Annotated in this window: 20 protein-coding genes and 2 other annotated features; all 20 genes read right to left on the reverse strand. The window is 48.4% G+C overall.

What is annotated here, in order from left to right:
- Window positions 1–86: 86 nt before the first annotated feature.
- The 20 genes from rpsG to gltX all read right to left on the reverse strand — a co-directional run bounded on the left by rpsG (window position 87) and on the right by gltX (window position 19599).
- Window positions 87–557, reverse strand: a complete 471-nt coding sequence (gene rpsG, locus Q7C19_RS15105) for a 30S ribosomal protein S7 (RefSeq protein ID WP_023466623.1) — start codon at window positions 555–557, stop codon at window positions 87–89.
- A gap of 49 nt (window positions 558–606) precedes the next feature.
- Complete coding sequence (rpsL, locus tag Q7C19_RS15110; protein WP_023466621.1) at window positions 607–1026, reverse strand: 30S ribosomal protein S12; 420 nt, start codon at window positions 1024–1026, stop codon at window positions 607–609.
- A gap of 125 nt (window positions 1027–1151) precedes the next feature.
- The gene (locus Q7C19_RS15115) at window positions 1152–1403 is read right to left on the reverse strand and encodes a ribosomal L7Ae/L30e/S12e/Gadd45 family protein (protein WP_023466620.1); all 252 of its coding nucleotides are present in this window, start codon (window positions 1401–1403) and stop codon (window positions 1152–1154) included.
- An 80-nt stretch (window positions 1404–1483) separates the two neighbouring features.
- Window positions 1484–5083 (reverse strand): DNA-directed RNA polymerase subunit beta', encoded by a 3600-nt coding sequence (gene rpoC / locus Q7C19_RS15120; RefSeq protein ID WP_056064898.1) that lies wholly within the window; start codon window positions 5081–5083, stop codon window positions 1484–1486.
- A gap of 20 nt (window positions 5084–5103) precedes the next feature.
- Window positions 5104–8661, reverse strand: a complete 3558-nt coding sequence (gene rpoB, locus Q7C19_RS15125) for a DNA-directed RNA polymerase subunit beta (protein ID WP_035399374.1) — start codon at window positions 8659–8661, stop codon at window positions 5104–5106.
- A gap of 231 nt (window positions 8662–8892) precedes the next feature.
- Window positions 8893–9489, reverse strand: a complete 597-nt coding sequence (locus Q7C19_RS15130) for a class I SAM-dependent methyltransferase (protein ID WP_035413150.1) — start codon at window positions 9487–9489, stop codon at window positions 8893–8895.
- A gap of 82 nt (window positions 9490–9571) precedes the next feature.
- Window positions 9572–9940: a 50S ribosomal protein L7/L12 gene (gene rplL, locus Q7C19_RS15135; RefSeq protein ID WP_023466613.1), complete on the reverse strand. Its 369-nt coding sequence runs from the start codon at window positions 9938–9940 to the stop codon at window positions 9572–9574.
- A 76-nt stretch (window positions 9941–10016) separates the two neighbouring features.
- Window positions 10017–10523 (reverse strand): 50S ribosomal protein L10, encoded by a 507-nt coding sequence (gene rplJ, locus Q7C19_RS15140; RefSeq protein ID WP_023466611.1) that lies wholly within the window; start codon window positions 10521–10523, stop codon window positions 10017–10019.
- A gap of 50 nt (window positions 10524–10573) precedes the next feature.
- Window positions 10574–10725, reverse strand: a sequence feature (ribosomal protein L10 leader region).
- A 55-nt stretch (window positions 10726–10780) separates the two neighbouring features.
- Window positions 10781–11467 carry a 50S ribosomal protein L1 gene (gene rplA / locus Q7C19_RS15145; RefSeq protein ID WP_023466610.1) on the reverse strand — a complete coding sequence of 229 codons (687 nt, stop codon included), beginning with the start codon at window positions 11465–11467 and terminating at the stop codon, window positions 10781–10783.
- 117 nt (window positions 11468–11584) lie between these two features.
- The gene (rplK, locus tag Q7C19_RS15150) at window positions 11585–12010 is read right to left on the reverse strand and encodes a 50S ribosomal protein L11 (RefSeq protein ID WP_023466609.1); all 426 of its coding nucleotides are present in this window, start codon (window positions 12008–12010) and stop codon (window positions 11585–11587) included.
- Between the two features lie 149 nt (window positions 12011–12159).
- On the reverse strand, window positions 12160–12711 hold the full coding sequence (gene nusG / locus Q7C19_RS15155) for a transcription termination/antitermination protein NusG (RefSeq protein ID WP_023466607.1): 552 nt from the start codon (window positions 12709–12711) through the stop codon (window positions 12160–12162).
- Window positions 12712–12730: 19 nt separating this feature from the next.
- Window positions 12731–12901 (reverse strand): preprotein translocase subunit SecE, encoded by a 171-nt coding sequence (gene secE, locus Q7C19_RS15160; RefSeq protein WP_023466605.1) that lies wholly within the window; start codon window positions 12899–12901, stop codon window positions 12731–12733.
- Window positions 12902–12945: 44 nt separating this feature from the next.
- The gene (rpmG, locus tag Q7C19_RS15165; protein ID WP_023466603.1) at window positions 12946–13092 is read right to left on the reverse strand and encodes a 50S ribosomal protein L33; all 147 of its coding nucleotides are present in this window, start codon (window positions 13090–13092) and stop codon (window positions 12946–12948) included.
- A gap of 155 nt (window positions 13093–13247) precedes the next feature.
- Window positions 13248–13889, reverse strand: coding sequence for an RNA polymerase sporulation sigma factor SigH (gene sigH / locus Q7C19_RS15170; protein ID WP_035413147.1), 642 nt, complete (start codon window positions 13887–13889; stop codon window positions 13248–13250).
- A 185-nt stretch (window positions 13890–14074) separates the two neighbouring features.
- On the reverse strand, window positions 14075–14605 hold the full coding sequence (locus Q7C19_RS15175) for an NYN domain-containing protein (RefSeq protein WP_035413144.1): 531 nt from the start codon (window positions 14603–14605) through the stop codon (window positions 14075–14077).
- Window positions 14602–15285 (reverse strand): 23S rRNA (guanosine(2251)-2'-O)-methyltransferase RlmB, encoded by a 684-nt coding sequence (gene rlmB / locus Q7C19_RS15180; protein ID WP_369792041.1) that lies wholly within the window; start codon window positions 15283–15285, stop codon window positions 14602–14604. The genes Q7C19_RS15175 and rlmB overlap by 4 nt, the downstream gene beginning before the upstream one ends.
- Window positions 15286–15451: 166 nt before the next feature.
- Entirely contained in the window at window positions 15452–15856 is a 405-nt protein-coding gene (locus Q7C19_RS15185) for a Mini-ribonuclease 3 (protein WP_023466600.1), read from the reverse strand.
- Window positions 15853–17250, reverse strand: coding sequence for a cysteine--tRNA ligase (cysS, locus tag Q7C19_RS15190; RefSeq protein ID WP_056064901.1), 1398 nt, complete (start codon window positions 17248–17250; stop codon window positions 15853–15855). Before cysS ends, Q7C19_RS15185 begins: the two co-directional genes overlap by 4 nt.
- Window positions 17204–17923 carry a serine O-acetyltransferase EpsC gene (gene epsC / locus Q7C19_RS15195; RefSeq protein WP_255344377.1) on the reverse strand — a complete coding sequence of 240 codons (720 nt, stop codon included), beginning with the start codon at window positions 17921–17923 and terminating at the stop codon, window positions 17204–17206. The genes cysS and epsC overlap by 47 nt, the downstream gene beginning before the upstream one ends.
- Window positions 17924–17932: 9 nt before the next feature.
- Window positions 17933–18151: a binding site (T-box leader), on the reverse strand.
- Window positions 18151–19599 carry a glutamate--tRNA ligase gene (gltX, locus tag Q7C19_RS15200; protein WP_375092395.1) on the reverse strand — a complete coding sequence of 483 codons (1449 nt, stop codon included), beginning with the start codon at window positions 19597–19599 and terminating at the stop codon, window positions 18151–18153. Its footprint overlaps the feature before it by 1 nt.
- Between the last annotated feature and the right edge of the window lie 43 nt (window positions 19600–19642).

The raw sequence follows: 19642 nt of genomic DNA on the forward strand, positions 1-19642 counted from the left end.
GTGTGTTGCCACACGTCATGACTATACCCGAAAGCCACCTCATAATTCCATTAAAAATGGCATGCATGAGGTGGTGATTTTCGGAATTACCAGCGGTAGTGAGCAAACGCTTTGTTCGCTTCCGCCATTTTGTGCATATCTTCGCGCTTCTTAACAGAAGCACCAGTGTTGTTTGCAGCGTCCATGATTTCGTTAGCAAGGCGCGCATCCATAGTTTTTTCGTTACGGAGACGTGAGTAGTTCACGAGGTAACGAAGTGCGAGTGTCGTACGACGCTCTGGGCGAACTTCGACAGGAACTTGATAGTTAGCTCCACCTACACGGCGTGCTTTAACTTCAAGAACTGGCATGATGTTGTTCATCGCTTCTTCAAAGACTTCCATTGCATCGCGACCTGAACGTTCAGCGATAGTTTCGAAAGCTTTGTATAAGATTTGTTGAGCAGTACCTTTTTTACCATCTAACATAAGACGGTTGATAAGGCGGGTAACGAGTTTAGAGTTGTAGATCGGATCAGCCATTACATCACGACGTTCTGCTTGACCTTTACGTGGCATTCCGAGTCCCTCCTTTCATATAGTGAGGTGATATCTTAAGATATCTAGATTATTTTTTAACTTTAGGACGTTTAGTACCGTATTTCGAACGACCTTGCATACGGCCGTCAACACCAGCTGTATCAAGTGCACCACGAACGATGTGGTAACGTACCCCTGGTAAGTCTTTTACACGGCCGCCGCGGATAAGAACAACACTGTGCTCTTGAAGGTTGTGGCCGATACCTGGGATGTAAGCTGTTACTTCCATTGTGTTCGTCAAACGTACACGTGCGTATTTACGAAGAGCCGAGTTCGGTTTCTTCGGAGTCATTGTACCTACACGAGTACAAACACCACGTTTTTGTGGTGAGCTGATGTCAGTACGAGCTTTAATGAAGCTGTTGTACCCTTTGTTCAGCGCTGGCGAATCTGATTTCACAACTTTTGATTGACGTCCTTTACGGACTAATTGGTTGATAGTAGGCATCTTTGAGATCCTCCCTTCCTGAATTCATGACAAATTTCAAAACCACCGAGCCGGGTGGTTCATCGAAAGTCATAATGAAACGTTTTGCGTGGCTCAGGCATTCCATCGCCACACAAAACGCATTATCAAACTTTCTTAATGGCAACAGCTGTTGCTGCGACATCGATTCCACAAGCTTTTCCAAGCTCTTGCTTAGAAGGAACATTCACGACTGGAACGTTAGCTTGTTTCGCCGCATCGAGCAATGCTTGTTTTACGTGTTCATCTGCGTCATCCGCAATGATCACTTCCGACGCCTTGCCAGATCGCAATGCTTTGAGCGTTTGCTTTTGACCGACAAACTTCAAATCTGCGCCGACTACTTTTTTGTAAGACATGAAGATATCCTCCAAAATAACACAGCCGGTTGGCAACACTATATCATAGTAGCACCGCCATACCGGCGTGTCAAGGCGTTTTATTCTACCGGAGAATCGGCTTCTACAGGTGCTTCGCCAGCTACTTCGAGATCGATCTGACGGTAACGTGACATCCCAGTACCAGCTGGAACCAACTTACCGATGATGACGTTCTCTTTCAAGCCGCGAAGGTAGTCGCTCTTCCCTTTAATCGCTGCATCCGTAAGGACACGAGTCGTTTCTTGGAACGACGCAGCCGATAGGAATGAATCTGTTTCAAGTGACGCTTTCGTGATACCGAGAAGAACTGGTTTCGCCGAAGCGAGAGCTTTCCCGTTACGGAGCGCTTCTTTACAAGCTTCCTTGAACGTGCTGATATCGACGAGCGAACCTGGTAAGAGTGAAGTCTCACCAGACTCGATGACACGTACGCGACGGATCATTTGGCGAACCATGACCTCGACGTGTTTGTCACCGATCTCAACCCCTTGCATCCGGTATACTTTTTGAACTTCTTGAAGCAAGTAGTTCTGAACGCCGGATACACCTTTAACGTTCAAGAGTTCTTTCGGATCGATCGAACCTTCCGTGAAGACTTGACCGGCTTTGACGTCGTCCCCAAGCTGAACACGTAGACGCGAACCGAATGGGATCGTGTATGTGCGTGTTTCGCTGAGTCCTTGGACCGTCAATTCACGTTTGTCACGCGATTCCGTGAAATCGATGACTTGACCATCGATTTCCGAGATGACTGCTTGCCCTTTCGGGTTACGCGCTTCGAACAACTCTTGGATACGCGGAAGACCTTGTGTGATATCGTCCCCGGCAACCCCACCTGTGTGGAAGGTACGCATCGTAAGCTGCGTTCCTGGCTCACCGATTGATTGTGCCGCGATGATACCGACAGCTTCGCCGACTTCGACGTCGTTGCCTGTTGCCAAGTTGCGTCCGTAACATTTCTTACAGACACCATGGCTTGTGTTACAAGTGAAGGCAGTACGGATCTCAACGTTGTCGACACCTGCGTCAGTGATGACACGCGCGATGTCTTCATCGATGAGTTCGTTCGTCGAAACGAGGACTTCTCCTGTTTCAGGGTGAACGACGTTTTCGAATGCAGTACGGCCGACGAGGCGGTCGTAAAGGCTTTCGATTTCTTCCGTTCCTTCACGGAGTGCTGTGACGCGGATACCACGATCCGTTCCACAATCATCTTCACGGATGATGACGTCTTGAGCGACGTCAACGAGACGACGAGTCAGGTAACCTGAGTCAGCCGTTTTCAAGGCTGTATCGGCAAGACCTTTACGCGCACCGTGTGTCGAGATGAAGTATTCCTGTACCGTTAGACCCTCACGGAACGATGATTTGATCGGGAGCTCGATGATCCGTCCACTTGGAGCGGCCATGAGTCCACGCATACCAGCGAGCTGCGTGAAGTTCGACGCGTTACCACGGGCACCGGAGTCACTCATCATGAAGATCGGGTTGAGACGGTTGAGGGATTTCATCAGACGAGACTGAATTTCATCCTTCGCATCATTCCACGATTTAACGACGCGCTCATAGCGCTCGTCTTCTGTGATGAGACCACGACGGTACGATTTCATGACGCGGTCGACATTGTCCTGGGCTTCAACAAGAATCTCTTGTTTATCCGGAAGAACGATGATGTCCGCGATCCCTACTGTGATACCGGCACGAGTCGAGTGTTTGAATCCGAGGTTTTTCATGCGGTCGAGCATGCGGCTTGTTTCTGTCGTCTCAAACCGTTTGAAGACTTCCGCGATGACATTTCCAAGGAATCCTTTTTTGAACGGGTCGATGATCGGACGGTTCTTCAGTTCTGCCGCAACATCTGTTCCTTTTTCAAGGAAGTACTTGTCTGGCGTCGCCTCTTGAAGGTTCGTCATCGTTGGTTCGTTCAAGTAAGGGAACGTCGTTGGGAGGATCTCGTTGAAGATCAACTTACCGACTGTTGTAATCAATAATTTCTCGTTTTGCTCTTCCGTGAATGTCGGGTTCTTGAGAACGCCGGCTGGAATCGCAACACGTGTATGGAAGTGCGCATAACCGTTTTGATAAGCGATGAGCGCTTCATTCACTGTCGAGAAGATTTTACCTTCGCCGATCGCATTTTCGCGCTCGAGCGTGAGGTAGTAGTTACCGAGGACCATATCCTGCGATGGTGTAACAACAGGTTTACCGTCTTTCGGGTTCAAGATGTTTTGTGCAGCGAGCATGAGAAGACGCGCTTCTGCTTGTGCTTCTGCCGAAAGTGGTACGTGAACCGCCATTTGGTCACCATCGAAATCGGCGTTATATGCCGTACATACGAGTGGGTGAAGGCGAATCGCGCGTCCTTCGACGAGCGTTGGTTCGAACGCCTGGATACCGAGACGGTGAAGTGTCGGTGCACGGTTCAAGAGAACCGGATGCTCACGGATGACTTCTTCAAGAACATCCCAGATTTCAGGTTGAACGCGCTCGATTTTCCGTTTCGCACTCTTGATGTTCGGTGCGATGCCACGAGAGACAAGTTCTTTCATGACGAACGGTTTGAAGAGTTCAAGGGCCATTTCTTTTGGAAGACCACATTGATACATCTTCAGATTCGGACCAACGACGATAACCGAACGACCAGAATAGTCGACACGTTTACCGAGCAAGTTTTGACGGAAACGTCCTTGTTTCCCTTTCAACATGTGTGAAAGTGATTTAAGTGGACGGTTACCTGGTCCTGTGACTGGACGACCACGACGACCGTTATCGATCAAGGCATCGACTGCTTCTTGAAGCATCCGTTTTTCATTCTGAACGATGATGTTCGGAGCGCCAAGGTCAAGAAGACGCTTGAGACGGTTGTTACGGTTGATGACGCGGCGGTACAAGTCGTTCAAGTCAGACGTCGCGAAACGTCCGCCATCGAGTTGAACCATCGGACGAAGTTCCGGTGGGATGACTGGAAGTACTTCAAGCACCATCCATTCTGGATTGTTGCCTGAGTTACGGAAAGCATCGAGAACTTCAAGACGTTTGATCGCACGCGTACGACGTTGTCCTTGAATCATACGAAGTTCTTCACGTAATGCAGCGACTTCTTTATCGAGTTCCACGTCACGGAGCAATTTACGAACTGCTTCCGCACCCATTTCAGCAGTAAACGAACGACCGAACTTCTCACGATAGGCACGGTATTCTTTCTCTGAAAGGAGTTGTTTCTTCTCAAGTGTCGATTCGCCTGGATCTGTTACGACGTACGACGCGAAGTAGATGATCTCTTCTAACGCACGTGGTGACATGTCGAGGACGAGTCCCATACGGCTAGGAATTCCTTTGAAGTACCAGATGTGCGAAACCGGTGCTGCGAGCTCGATGTGACCCATGCGCTCCCGACGGACTTTCGACTTCGTGACTTCAACGCCACAGCGATCACAAATGATTCCTTTATAGCGGATCCGTTTGTATTTACCACAGTAACATTCCCAGTCTTTTGTTGGACCAAAAATACGTTCACAGAACAAACCATCTTTCTCCGGTTTGAGTGTACGATAGTTGATCGTCTCCGGCTTTTTCACTTCCCCGAAAGACCATGAACGGATCTTTTCGGGGGAAGCGAGGCCGATTTGCATATATTCAAATCTATTAACATCTACCAAGGGGTGGACCTCCCTTTCGCTTATTCCTCTTCAGTAACAACTGGTGCGACAGGCGCTTGAACTTCTTCGAGTGCTGGAGTCGCGTTCGGGATATTGTCCTCGTCTTCGTCACGCATTTCGATCTCTTCATCATCAGCAGACATCATCTTAACGTCCATACCGAGGGATTGAAGCTCTTTAATGAGGACTCGGAACGATTCCGGTACGCCCGGTTGTGGTACATTCTCACCTTTGACGATTGCTTCGTACGCTTTGACACGACCGATCGTATCATCCGACTTGATTGTAAGGATTTCTTGGAGCGTGTAGGCTGCGCCGTATGCTTCAAGTGCCCATACTTCCATCTCACCGAAACGCTGACCACCGAACTGGGCTTTACCACCGAGCGGTTGTTGTGTAACGAGTGAGTATGGTCCTGTCGAACGTGCGTGAAGTTTATCATCGACCATGTGAGCAAGTTTAATCATATACATGACACCGACAGAGATACGGTTATCGAACGCTTCACCCGAACGACCATCATAAAGAACAGTCTTCGCGTCGCGATCCATACCTGCTTCTTCAATCGTTGCCCAAACATCTTCCTCACGCGCACCATCGAATACTGGTGATGCGACTTTAATGCCGAGTTGACGTGCTGCCATCCCGAGGTGAAGCTCGAGCAACTGCCCGATGTTCATCCGTGATGGAACCCCAAGTGGGTTCAACATGATGTCAATTGGCGTACCGTCTGGCATGTACGGCATGTCTTCTTCTGGAAGGATACGTGAGATAACACCTTTGTTACCGTGACGACCCGCCATTTTATCACCCTCGTGAATCTTACGCTTCTGAACGATGTAAGCACGGATCAACTGGTTGACACCAGGTGAGAGCTCGTCCCCATTATCGCGGTCGAAGATTTTGACGTCGAGAATGATTCCATCACCACCGTGTGGAACACGGAGAGATGTATCACGGACTTCACGTGCTTTTTCACCGAAGATTGCATGAAGAAGACGTTCTTCCGCTGTCAATTCCGTTACACCCTTCGGCGTAACTTTACCGACGAGGATATCGCCGTCCTTGACTTCCGCACCGACGCGAATGATTCCGCGATCGTCGAGGTTTTTCAAGGCATCATCACCGACGTTCGGAATATCACGTGTGATTTCTTCCGGTCCGAGTTTCGTATCACGCGACTCACATTCGTATTCTTCGATGTGGATCGATGTGTAGACGTCGTCTTTGACAAGACGTTCACTCATGATGACAGCATCCTCATAGTTGTAACCATCCCATGTCATGAAACCGACGAGTACGTTACGACCAAGCGCAAGTTCCCCACCGTCCATCGATGGACCATCTGCAAGGATCTCGCCTTTATCGACTGGGTCGCCTGCTTTGATGATTGGTTTTTGGTTATAACACGTTCCTTGGTTAGAACGGATGAATTTTTGAATCTTGTAACGGTCGAGTTCACCTTCGACGATGTTGCCATCGACTTCCGTCGTACGACGGACAAGGATTTCACGCGCCGTAACGCGCTCAGCGATCCCTGCGTGCTTCGCAACAACAGCGGCTCCTGAGTCTTTTGCAGACACGTACTCCATACCTGTACCGACAATCGGAGATTCCGGGTTCAGAAGTGGGACGGCCTGACGTTGCATGTTCGCTCCCATGAGGGCACGGTTCGAGTCATCGTTCTCAAGGAACGGGATACAAGCCGTTGCGGCAGATACAACCTGCTTCGGTGAAACGTCCATATAATCGACACGTGCTGGTTCAACAGACAAGTTTTGTCCACGGAAACGTGAAAGGACGTGTGAATCTTGGAACGTCTTCTCTTCCGTCAACAACATGTTTGCCTGTGCGACGACGTAAAGATCCTCTTCGTCTGCAGTCATGTAATGGATTTCATCTGTGACGACGCCCGTTTCCGGATCGACACGACGATATGGTGCTTCGATGAAGCCGTACTCATTGACCTTCGCGTACGAAGACAACGAGTTGATCAAACCGATGTTTGGTCCCTCTGGCGTTTCGATCGGACACATACGGGAATAGTGCGAGTAGTGTACGTCACGAACTTCGAAACCAGCGCGCTCACGTGTCAAACCACCGGGTCCGAGTGCTGAAAGACGACGTTTGTGCGTCAATTCTGCAAGCGGGTTCGTTTGGTCCATGAACTGAGACAACTGCGAGCTACCGAAGAACTCTTTAATCGATGCGATAACTGGACGAATGTTGATCAATGCCTGTGGCGTGATCGCATTCTGATCCTGAATCGACATCCGTTCTTTAACGACACGTTCCATCCGCGAGAGACCGATCCGGAATTGATTCTGGAGCAGCTCACCGACTGAACGGAGACGACGGTTACCGAGGTGATCGATATCGTCTGTCGTACCGACTTCATGCAACAAGTTGAAGAAGTAGTTGATGGCAGCAATCATGTCAGCAGGCGTGATGTGCTTGATGTCACGATCGATGTTACCGTTACCGATGATATTGATGATGCGTTCACCTTCAGCATCGTCCGGTGCGAACACCTTGATTGACTGTAAGTTGAAAGCCTCACCCTGCGTCACGCCGCCTGTAGGCGTCGCTTCGATGTAACCAACGGATCCTTCGAGGAATGGAAGGACTTTATCGAGCATACGACGATCAAGGACCGTTCCTGCTTCCGCGATGACTTCACCTGTCTCTGGGTCAACGAGCGTTTCCGCAAGTTTCTGACCGAAAAGACGGTTCTTAAGATGAAGCTTTTTATTGATTTTATAACGACCAACGTTTGCCAAATCATAACGTTTCGGGTCAAAGAAGCGCGACACGAGTAACGCTTTTGCGTTTTCGACTGTCGGCGGCTCTCCCGGACGTAGACGCTCATAAATCTCGATGAGGGCTTTTTCCGTTGATTCCGTATTATCTTTTTCAAGTGAATTCCGGAGGTACTCATCATCACCGAGAAGATCGATGATTTCCTGATCCGTACCGAAACCAAGAGCACGTAAAAGAACCGTTACTGGAATCTTACGCGTGCGATCAATGCGAACATAAACGATGTCTTTCGCGTCTGTCTCGAGCTCGAGCCATGCACCACGGTTTGGGATGACTGTCGCGGAGAACCCACGCTTACCGTTCTTATCTAACTTATTGTTGTAATAAACACTTGGCGAACGAACAAGCTGCGAAACGATTACGCGTTCCGCTCCATTGATGATGAATGTTCCCGACTCCGTCATAAGCGGGAAGTCACCCATGAAGACTTCTTGTTCTTTCAATTCACCCGTCTCTTTATTTTGAAGACGGACTTTAACGCGTAGTGGTGCCGAATAGGTCACGTCGCGCTCTTTCGATTCATCGATCGAATACTTCGGCTCTCCGAGCGAGTAGTCGATGAATTCTAATACGAGATTCCCTGTGAAATCGGAAATCGGCGAAATGTCATGAAACATTTCACGAAGACCTTCCCGCAGGAACCACTCATACGAATTCGTTTGAATCTCGATTAAGTTTGGAAGTTCCAATACTTCGCTGATACGTGCATAGCTTCTTCTCTGACGGTGACGACCGTACTGAACAAGTTGACCAGTCAACTGATTCACCTCTCAGACCCACTTCTTCTTATAGAGAAGGACGGGTGTAATATCGAACATTGAAGCCATTTTTTGATTGATAAGCGCAAAAAAGCGACGTCTTGTCTACTCAATCATCTGTAGTCGAGAACGCCAGCTGCTTTCAAACATCTTATCCAAAAATCACTCCAATGGCATTTTATAATACTATCATAGACACAACATGAGGTCAACGACAAATCCTTCGATTTGTCAAGACCGAATTGATTTAAATATCGAGTACCCTTTATCCCGGGTAACTGTCTCACACATACCGAATACTTCTTCCATCAACTTCTTCGCAGATGGTCCACCTTGTTTCTTTTGAATGACGACCCAAAGTTCGCCGCCAACGATGAGATGATCATATGCTTCTCGGAGAATACGATGAACGACCGTTTTTCCTGCCCGAATCGGTGGATTCGTCACGATCGCTGCGAATGTCGATTCGCCTACCCCATCATACCCGTCACTCACACCGGTCGTCACGGAAACACCGTTCGCGCGCGCATTGTCTGCCGCTAGTTCGAGCGCCCGTTCATTGACATCGATCAAGTGTGCCGGACGTCCTGTCGACTTCGAGAGCGCAATGCCCATCGGTCCATATCCACAGCCGACATCTAAAATGTCTCCAGCTACAGCCGGTTCCGTGAATGCCTCAATCAACAGACGTGAACCAAAATCGATTCCGTTCTTTGAAAAGACACCGTGATCCGATGTAAAGCGGAGCGTTTGACCACGCAGGACATATTCCCACGTCTTCGGATCTCGTTTCGATGAAGGGTCATTCGTATAATAATGATCCGCCATGTTTCCTTCCCCTCTCATGTAAAAGATGAAAACAAAAGAAGCTCGCAATGCGAGCTTCTCTTGTTTCTACGGAAGAAGAAAATTACTTAACTTCTACAGTAGCGCCAGCTTCTTCAAGCTTAGCTTTCATTGCTTCAGCGTCTTCTTTCGAAACGCCTTCTTTAACTGGTGCTGGAGTTCCGTCTACGAGAGCTTTCGCTTCTTTAAGACCGAGGCCTGTCAATTCGCGAACTGCTTTGATGACGTTGATTTTACCAGATCCAGCGTTAGTAAGGATAACGTCGAATTCAGTTTGCTCTTCAGCTGCTGCGCCTGCGCCAGCACCTGCAACTGCTACTGGAGCTGCTGCTGATACGCCGAATTCTTCTTCGATTGTTTTTACGAGTTCGTTAAGTTCAAGAACAGTCATGCCCTTGAGGTCTTCGATAAATTGCTCTTTGTTGAAAGCCATTATGGTTTTCCTCCTTTGATTTAGCCCACGTTGGGGTGTGAAAATTGTGTTGGTTGCCTATCCCGCTAAGCAGAAATTAAGCAGATTGTTCTTCTTTTTGCTCTGCGATTGCGTTCGTTGCCACCGCGAGTCCACGGATTGGCGCTTGAAGCACGCTGAGGAGCATCGAAAGGAGACCTTCGCGTGATGGAAGTTCCGCAAGGGCTTTGACATCTTCTACTGAAGTGACTTTGCCTTCGATGATACCACCTTTAAGTTCGAGAGCCTTGTGCGTTTTAGCGAAGTCGTTCAAGATCTTAGCTGGCGCGATAACGTCTTCATTGCTGAAGGCGATCGCACTAGGACCTGTGAAGACTTCATCAAGACCTTCGAGGTTGCTTTGAACTGCCGCGCGGCGGAGGAGACCGTTTTTGTAAACTTTGAATTCAACGCCCGCTTCGCGGAGTTGTTTACGAAGTTCAGTGACTTCTTCTACTGTGAGACCACGGTAGTCGACGACAACTGTTCCTGCGCTCGCTTGGAGTTTCTCAGCGATCTCAGATACGAGATCCGCTTTGACAGCGATAACTTTTTCGTTTGCCATTTCTGTTGCACCTCCTGGTAGATGAAATGTACCGGTGCGAGGGGCTGCTCGATTTCAAATAAAAAGCCTCCGTCTGCAAAGCAGAGGAGGCGTAATCGTCAAAAAGGATACCTGAACAAACAGGCTCTCTGAGCAAGAACACCTCGGAAGGATTTATGCCCATATGAGCACCTTCTGTCTACGGTATGTCGAAATATATCAACGTTTTATACTGTAACAGCGTTCTTAGAACGTTGTCAAGTTCGTTTTAGACGAAATTATTTCGCGAAGTCAGCTGAAGATACTTTTACACCAGGACCCATTGTAGAAGCGATCGCGATGTTCTTAAGGTATACACCTTTAGCAGTAGCAGGCTTAACTTTTACGAGAGTTTCGATAACTGTGTTGATGTTCTCAACGAGTTTCTCGTTATCGAATGATTTTTTACCGACAGGAACGTGGATGTTACCTGATTTGTCGACACGGTACTCAACTTTACCAGCTTTGATATCGTTGATTGCTTTTGTGACGTCAAATGTAACTGTACCTGTTTTCGGGTTTGGCATGAGGCCTTTTGGTCCGAGAACGCGACCAAGTTTACCAACTTCACCCATCATGTCTGGTGTCGCAACGATAACATCGAAGTCGAACCATCCTTGTTGGATTTTGTTGATGTACTCAGCATCACCAGCGTAATCTGCTCCAGCAGCTTCCGCTTCTTTAAGTTTCTCACCTTTCGCGAAGACGAGAACTTTTTGTGTTTTACCAGTACCGTGTGGCAATACGACTGCTCCACGGATTTGTTGGTCTGCTTTCTTCGGATCTACTCCGAGACGAACAGCCAATTCGATAGTCTCATCGAATTTCGCAGTTGCAGATTTTTTAGTCAAATCTACAGCTTCTGCGAGTTCGTATGAAACCGTACGATCGATAAGCTTAGCAGCTTCTTTGTACTTCTTACCCATTTTAGGTTCCTCCTTTGTGGTTGTGCGGAAAATCCTCCCACATAATGAAAGGGTAGCAGGCTTCAAGAAACTATCCGCCTGCGACCCTCATCGTTGTTCATGGTAATCAAAAAGACATTAGTCTTCGATTACGATACCCATAGAACGTGCAGTACCTTCAACCATCAACATTGCTGTTTCAACAGATGATGCGTTAAGGTCTGGCATTTTTGTTTCAGCGATTTCACGAACTTTGTCACGTTTGACTGTCGCTACTTTCTTACGGTTCGGTTCACCTGAACCACTCTCAATTCCAGCTGCTTTCTTCAAGAGAACTGCTGCTGGAGGAGTTTTAGTGATGAATGTGAATGAACGATCTTCAAAAACCGTGATGACTACAGGGATAATCAAGCCGGCTTGGTCTTGTGTACGAGCGTTGAACTCTTTACAGAAGCCCATGATGTTCACACCTGCTTGACCGAGTGCCGGTCCAACTGGTGGAGCTGGGTTTGCTTTGCCCGCAGGAATTTGAAGTTTTACGAGTTTCATAACCTTCTTCGCCACGAGACACACCTCCTTAATTCTTTAATGTGGTTTAATTGGACGTTGCGCGTCCTCCCACTCATTCTATTCGACGAGTTATTTATCGAAATAAGCACAACATCAAACACGAAAAATTGTATCATTAAAACAAAACATTCGCAATAGGAAACTTAATCGATTTTATCGACCTGTGCGAAATCAAGCTCGACCTTCGTTTCGCGACCGAACATATCAACAGAGACTTTCATTTTCTCAGCATCTGTATCAAGCTCCTCGATCGTACCTTCGAGATTTTCGAAAGCTCCTTCTTTGATTCGGACGATTTGTCCGAGTGAGAAGTCGTAACGGCTCTTCAGATCGACAAGACCCATTGATCCAAGGATATTTTCTGCTTCTTCCGGAAGAAGTGGGGTTGGTTTTGAACCGCCGCCGACTGATCCGAGGAAGCCTGTGACGTTCGGAGTATTCCGGACGACATACCAGGAATCATCCGTCATGACCATCTCAACGAGGACATACCCCGGGAAGATCTTGACTTCACGTTCCTTGATTTTCGTTTCTCCCTTTTTGTTCGTTACTTCTTCTTGTACCGTTTCAATCGGAACGAGTACACGGAAGATTTTTTCGTCCATGTTCATGGATTCAATTCGACGTTCAAGGTTCGCCTTGACGTTATTTTCGAATCCGGAATACGTTTGGACGACAAACCATTGTTTCTCCATGGTAGGCCACCTCTTCTTTTTACTTAATCAACCAGCTCATCAATGCGCTAAGCCCTGAATCGACGCCGAAGATGAAGACACCCATGAAGATCACCATACCGATGACCGTCAATGTGTATTTCGTCAGCTCTTTCCGTTTTGGCCAGCTCGTCTTTTTCAATTCATTCCATACGTCACGCAAAAATTTCATCGTACTTTCCCTCCAGGATGTAATAAATCGGGACAGATGAAGCTTTATTTCGCTTCTTTATGAATCGTATGCGCGTTACAACGACGGCAGAATTTCTTCAATTCCAAGCGGACAGTTACGTCCTCTTTTTTCATCGTCGTATAGTCGCGGGCACCGCAATTATCACAAGCAAGGCCTACTTTCTTCGCCATCTCAAAGTCCTCCTTCTTTGCCACTCTTCTCTTCTGTTGAGGTACTTTCCTTCCGAAAAAGAGCGTAAAAAAAAACGCCTATGAGCGGCGTCTCGCTAGTAAGGCGCTAGTTATACAGTAGCATAGGAAGGGATTACGGTCAATCTACCTCTCTGTTAGACCGTCATCTTTCGTGCTTCGAGATAACGCTCAAGCTTGCGCTTGACGCGTTGCAAGGCATTGTCGATCGATTTGACATGACGATCGAGGTCGTCAGAGATTTCCTGATACGTCCGTCCGTCAAGATAGAGCGCGAGGACTTTGCGTTCAAGGTCGCTTAAAATTTCATCCATCTTCGATTCAATGTCTGCATATTCTTCCCGGTTGACGATCAAGATTTGTGGGTCAGAAGGTGCTGTCGACGTAATGATATCGAGTAACGTCCGCTCCGATTCATCGTCATAGATCGGTTTATCGAGTGAGATGTAAGAGTTCAACGGGATATGTTTCTGACGTGTCGCCGTCTTGATCGCAGTGATCATCTGTCTCGTAATGCATAATTCGGCAAATCCTTTAAACGAGGCAAGCTTATCCGTTCGGTAATCTCGTACTGCTTTATAGAGACCAATCATTCCTTCTTGAATGATATCTTCTCGGTCTGCCCCGATCAAAAAATAAGAACGGGCTTTGGCGCGCACGAAATTTCGATACCGCTCGATCAAAAATTCGAGCGCATCGCTGTTGTCGAACTCTTTCGCTTGTTCTACAAGCGCTTCATCGGTCATGCACCCAAACTGGTCGAACGAAACCAAACTCATCTTGTATCCCTCCAAGCATCATTGACGAATAGTTCAATTGTTTTTAATTATACAATAATTACCTGTCGCACGACAATGAAAATTGGCATGACCTCTTTTGTTGTATCCAAAATGTATCTTTTCATAAAAAACACCGTTCTTCCAAAGTAGGAAAAACGGTGATCTGCTCATGCGAATGGTTTATATCATGTATCTGAATTCTTTCGACGACGGATCGCTTCTAAACGTGCGACGACGTCTTCTGGTAAATCAATCTTCGAGCGCGGTTGAGCCGTCGTCTTCGCAGACGTCGTCTGTTGTTTGATGACAGCGACTGCCGCTTTCCACTCTCGCCGGAGCTCTTGCGCCGATATGCGGAGTGCTCCGAGCGTGAAGATGACCCACTGCTCCGTATAATCATTCGTCGCTACCGTTAACTTGACTCGGATATCTTGTAGCCAATCAGCAGCTGTCTTTTCAATCCATTCATCTGCCGTTTCGTTCTCCCGTGTGTAGACGATATCAATCCCGCTTTTTTGCATCCGGGATTCACGTCCCGGTTGAAGATAGGCATCGAAGACGATCGTAACGCTGAGACCTGTGACAGCTTGGTATTCCGCCATCGCATGAATCAGCCGTTCCCGTGCCAATTCAAAATCTTGCTCCCGCAACGTCCGAAATTCTGGCCATGCGCCAATGATATTATAGCCATCTACGATGAGACGATCATATTTCATCGCGCATACGGCTTTCTAGTCCGGTAGACTTCATATAGTAATAACGAAGCAGCAACCGATGCGTTGAGCGATGTGACATGTCCCGCCATCGGGAGGTGGACGAGGAAATCACATTTCTCACGGACGAGCCGGCTCATTCCTTTTCCTTCACTTCCAATGACGATTCCGAGTGGCATCGTACCATCGAGTGTCCGGTAGTCGTCACTTTCACGTGCATCCGTTCCGACGAACCAGATGCCTTGTTTCTTTAGATCCTCCATCGTCCGCGCAAGGTTCGTCACGCGAACGACAGGAATATGTTCGATCGCGCCTGTTGATGCCTTTGCGACGACTTGCGTCAATCCGACTGATCGACGCTTCGGAATGATGATCCCGTGTGCCCCGACAGCATCTGCTGTCCGCAAGATTGATCCGAGATTATGTGGATCCTCCAGTTCATCGAGTAGGATCAAGAGCGGTGTTTCGTCCTTTTGACGCGCGAGCTCAAAGATGTCTTCCATCTCAGCGTACTCATACGCCGCTACCGCTGCGACGACACCTTGGTGATTTTCCGTTCCGGCTAAACCCGTTAACCGTGAGCGAGGTACGAGCTGGATTTGAATCCCTGCTTCCTGCGCCATCGCGTGGATGACGGCAAGTGGTCCTTTTTGTTGTCCTTCCTGCAGAAACAGCTTGTTCATCTCTCGTCCGCTCCGTAATGCTTCTAGAACCGGATTTCGACCCGACAAGAAATCTTGTCCTTCTTCGAGCGGTTCGATCGCGACTGGCTGTTCCTTGACTGGAGCGGCTTTTCGTTTCTCTTGTGCTGGACGCTGTGCCTTCGTTTTTGGCTTCGCGCTTGTAGCCTTAGGATTCGTCTGTTTTTTCGGCTTCGAGTAATTCGAACGCTTGTCCGATGAGTTCTTCAAGGCGATCCCCTCCTTCTGAAAGATAAATATAACCGAGCAATGCTTCAAATGCTGTCGCGTAGCGATACGTGTGGACGTCCGTACTCTTCGGGACAGAACCGGATTTTGCGTTCTTCCCGCGCCGGACGACCGCTGCCTCTTCTTCCGTCAACGCATCCGTGTTCAACCAGTGCGTCACGACCGTCGCTTGTGCTTGTGCCCGAACGTACCGGACAGCTGCTTTGTGCAACTCGCCCGGCTTCACATAACCTTGTTCGAGCAATCGCTCGCGCACACGAATCTCATAGACGACGTCGCCCATGTACGCTAACGCGAGTGCATTCAGTTGTTTGTAGTTCTTCATCCGCGCTTCCACCGCATCCCTTGCGCTGTGTCTTCCAGCAAGATACCTTGATCACGTAGCTGATCACGGATTGCGTCCGCTCGTGCGAAGTCACGATTTTGACGGGCTGTGTTCCGCTCTTCGATCAACTGTTCGACTTCTTCATCGAGTAAGCCTTTATCAACTGTCAACGTCACACCTAGGACGCCTGATAATTCCGAGAAGAGTGCGAGGAACTGTTCGAGAACCTGTTTCGATACATGCGCTTCTCCGAGGTATAGGTTGGCTTCTTTTGAGAGATCAAACAAATCCGTCACCGCGTTCGCTGTATTGAAATCATCATCCATCGATGTGATGAAGTGTTCCTTGATTGCCGCTAGACGATTCAACCACTTCTCGTCACCTGTTCCGAGATCAGCCGTCATGTCAAGTCGGTGTTCAATGTTTGCGACCGACTCCCGGATCCGTGCGAGACCATTCGCTGCTTGGTCGATCAGTTCACGACTGTAGTTGATCGGATGACGATATTGAACCGACAACATGAAGAATCGTAACACCATCGGATCGACCGCTTGGATTGCTTCATGGACCGTCAGGAAGTTACCGAGCGACTTCGACATCTTCTCATTTTCGATGTTCAAGAACCCGTTATGCATCCAGTAGTTCGCGAACTTCTGAGAATTGCATGCTTCCGACTGAGCGATCTCATTCTCATGGTGCGGGAACTTCAAGTCTTGTCCACCGGCATGGATATCGATCGTCTCTCCGAGGTATTTCTTTGCCATCGCCGAGCACTCGATGTGCCAGCCTGGTCGCCCTTCGCCCCACGGACTCGTCCATGCCGGCTCGCCTGGTTTTGCTGCTTTCCAGAGCACGAAATCAAGCGGATCTTCTTTTTTCTCTCCGACTTCGATTCGTGCACCTGCACGCAACTCGTCGATTGACTGTTGGCTTAATTGTCCGTAATCCTTGAAACTACGCGTCCGGAAGTAGACATCTCCGCTTGAAGCGTAGGCATTGCCTTTTGCAACGAGTACTTCGATGAAGGCGATGATATCGTCCATCGTTTCCGTGACAAGTGGATGGATATCCGCTTTTTGGACATTCAAAGCACCCGTATCCGCGTGATACGCTTCAATGAAACGTTTCGTCAACGCATGATAATCTTCTCCCAGTTCGTTTGCTGTCCGGATGATCTTATCGTCGACGTCCGTGAAGTTCGAGACGTATTTGACCTCATATCCGCGGTATGTGAAGTAGCGACGGACCGTATCGAAGACGATCGCTGGACGTGCATTGCCGATATGAATGTAGTTGTACACAGTTGGACCACAGACATACATCTTGACCTTTCCTTCTTCTAATGGTTTAAATGGTTCCTTTTTTCCGGTCATGCTGTTGTACAGTTGAATCATGACGTCGCCCTCCTTTAATCCGTTCAATTTCTTGTTTTAATACTTCTAGTTCCATTTCAATCCGCTCTTGGCATTCGCTGACCGGATCCGGGAAACGATGATCAAGTGGTGCTTCGACCTTCATGCCGTCTTGAATGACGACACGTCCCGGAATGCCGACGACGGTCGCATTTGGAGGAACGTGTTTTAAGACGACGGAACTGGCACCGATTTTTGAGTATGCCCCGATCGTGATATCACCTAGGACACGAGCACCGGCAGAGACAAGTACGCCGTCTTCAATCGTCGGATGACGCTTTCCTGTTTCTTTCCCCGTTCCGCCGAGTGTCACGCCTTGAAACAACGTGACGTCATCGCCAATGATCGTCGTCTCACCAATGACGACACCCATCCCGTGGTCAATAAAGAATCGGCGTCCAATCGTCGCTCCTGGATGAATCTCGATGCCTGTCAAAAAGCGACTGAATTGCGAAATCAATCGACCGAGCAAGCGAAACTTCGCGTTCCAGAGTCGATGGGCCAAGCGATGCATCCAAATCGCATGTAAGCCCGGGTATGTCAAAATGACTTCTAACGTGCTGCGGGCAGCTGGATCTTGCTCAAACACATTGCGGATATCTTCTCGCATCCGTGTCATATACGTTCTCCTTTCCATAAGAAAAAGCGCCTCTATGCATTGCTGCACAGAGACGCTAACGAAGCGCGGTCCCACTCTGTTTGGACGATTGACTCGTCCCTCTCGACGTCCGTTAACGCCGGAGATACGTCTGCGCCTACTCTCACGGATTTCGGGCAGCACTCAGAGGGGCATTTCATGATTCGCTTCTTCAAGCCCTCGCACCATTCGAGCTTGTCTCTGGAGAAGAAGACGCATCGTTACTTTCCTCGTCTACGCTTTCGTTATTCTGCTTCAAGCCGTGCAAGCACACGGTCTTTTCCTAGTAATTGAATCGTGTTCGGGAGTTCTGGACCATGCGTCTGTCCTGTCGTCGCGACACGAATTGGCATGAACAAGTTTTTTCCTTTTTGACCAGTCGCTTTTTGCGTCGCTTTGATCGATGCTTTGATTGCTTCTGGTGTCCACTCTTCGAGAGCGCGTAACTGGTTCGCGAATTCTGCAAGTACAGTCGGAACCGTCTCGCCACTCAAGACAGTGTTTGCCTCTTCATCATACACCACTTCATCCTCAAAGAACATCTCTGAAAGCTTGACGATTTCCGCGCCATGCGTCATCTGTTCGCGGTATAGCGCGACAAGATCACGTGCCCAAGCGAGCTCTTCTTCTGAAGGTGACGCTTCGACGCGACCTGCTTCTTGTAGGAACGGAAGACTTGCTTCGAATACTTCTTCGAACGATTGATGTTTCATATACTGACTGTTGATCCAAGCCAATTTGTTTTGGTCAAAGACAGCCGGACTCTTCGAGAGACGATCCGCGTCAAAGATCTTGATTAACTCTTCTTTTGTGAAGATTTCCTCTTCGCCGACAGGTGACCAGCCGAGAAGCGTGATGAAGTTGAGTAATGCTTCCGGGAGATAACCGAGCTCTTTATACTGCTCGATGTACTGAATGATCGAGTGATCACGCTTCGAGAGTTTCTTGTGTGCTTCATTGACAATCAATGTCATGTGACCAAACGTCGGGTATTCCCAACCGAACGCATCATAGATCATCATCTGTTTCGGTGTGTTCGAAATATGATCATCTCCACGAAGAACGTGACTGATCGCCATCAAGTGATCGTCGATGACGACAGCAAAGTTATATGTCGGAATGCCGTCTTTTTTAACGATGACCCAGTCACCGAAGTCTTTTGATTCGAACGAGACGTCGTCTTTGACGATATCATTCCATGTATACGTGACATCTTCCGGTACACGAATCCGAATCGATGGCGTGCGACCTTCTGCGCGGAACGCTTCTTCTTGTTCTGCTGTCAGGTTACGGTGTGCCCCTGAATAGCGTGGTGCTTCTCCGCGTGCGATTTGCGCTTCGCGTTCTGCTTCGAGCTCTTCCGATGTCATGTAGCAACGGTAAACGAGTCCCTTTTCAAGTAACTCATCCGTATACTTTTGATAGATATCAAGACGCTCCATTTGTGAATAAGGACCGTACTCACCACCGCGATCTGGACCTTCGTCCCAATCGACACCGAGCCACTCGAGATTCTTCATTTGACTCTCGACACCACCTGCGATGTTCCGCTTTTGGTCCGTATCCTCGATTCGTAATACCATCTTGCCGCCTAAATGGCGTGCAAACAGATAATTAAATAATGCAGTCCGGGCATTCCCGATATGCAAGTGTCCTGTTGGACTTGGGGCATAACGTACTCGTACTTCTGCCATTGCCAATCACTCCTTCGACTAAAATTCGCTTATCTAGTATACC

The sequence above is a fragment of the Exiguobacterium sp. PHA03 genome, from assembly GCF_041945985.1.
Lineage (GTDB): Bacteria > Bacillota > Bacilli > Exiguobacteriales > Exiguobacteriaceae > Exiguobacterium_A.

Excerpts from the sequence above, each read along its gene's own strand:
- rpsG (WP_023466623.1), bottom strand. The coding sequence starts at position 557 with ATGCCACGTAAAGGTCAAGCAGAACGTCGTGATGTAATGGCTGATCCG.
- rpsL (WP_023466621.1), bottom strand. The coding sequence starts at position 1,026 with ATGCCTACTATCAACCAATTAGTCCGTAAAGGACGTCAATCAAAAGTT.
- Q7C19_RS15115 (WP_023466620.1), bottom strand. The coding sequence starts at position 1,403 with ATGTCTTACAAAAAAGTAGTCGGCGCAGATTTGAAGTTTGTCGGTCAA.
- Q7C19_RS15130 (WP_035413150.1), bottom strand. The coding sequence starts at position 9,489 with ATGGCGGATCATTATTATACGAATGACCCTTCATCGAAACGAGATCCG.
- rplL (WP_023466613.1), bottom strand. The coding sequence starts at position 9,940 with ATGGCTTTCAACAAAGAGCAATTTATCGAAGACCTCAAGGGCATGACT.
- rplJ (WP_023466611.1), bottom strand. The coding sequence starts at position 10,523 with ATGGCAAACGAAAAAGTTATCGCTGTCAAAGCGGATCTCGTATCTGAG.
- rplA (WP_023466610.1), bottom strand. The coding sequence starts at position 11,467 with ATGGGTAAGAAGTACAAAGAAGCTGCTAAGCTTATCGATCGTACGGTT.
- nusG (WP_023466607.1), bottom strand. The coding sequence starts at position 12,711 with ATGGAGAAACAATGGTTTGTCGTCCAAACGTATTCCGGATTCGAAAAT.
- secE (WP_023466605.1), bottom strand. The coding sequence starts at position 12,901 with ATGAAATTTTTGCGTGACGTATGGAATGAATTGAAAAAGACGAGCTGG.
- rpmG (WP_023466603.1), bottom strand. The coding sequence starts at position 13,092 with ATGGCGAAGAAAGTAGGCCTTGCTTGTGATAATTGCGGTGCCCGCGAC.
- sigH (WP_035413147.1), bottom strand. The coding sequence starts at position 13,889 with ATGAGTTTGGTTTCGTTCGACCAGTTTGGGTGCATGACCGATGAAGCG.
- Q7C19_RS15175 (WP_035413144.1), bottom strand. The coding sequence starts at position 14,605 with ATGAAATATGATCGTCTCATCGTAGATGGCTATAATATCATTGGCGCA.
- rlmB (WP_369792041.1), bottom strand. The coding sequence starts at position 15,285 with ATGAACAAGCTGTTTCTGCAGGAAGGACAACAAAAAGGACCACTTGCC.
- Q7C19_RS15185 (WP_023466600.1), bottom strand. The coding sequence starts at position 15,856 with ATGAAGAACTACAAACAACTGAATGCACTCGCGTTAGCGTACATGGGC.
- cysS (WP_056064901.1), bottom strand. The coding sequence starts at position 17,250 with ATGATTCAACTGTACAACAGCATGACCGGAAAAAAGGAACCATTTAAA.
- gltX (WP_375092395.1), bottom strand. The coding sequence starts at position 19,599 with ATGGCAGAAGTACGAGTACGTTATGCCCCAAGTCCAACAGGACACTTG.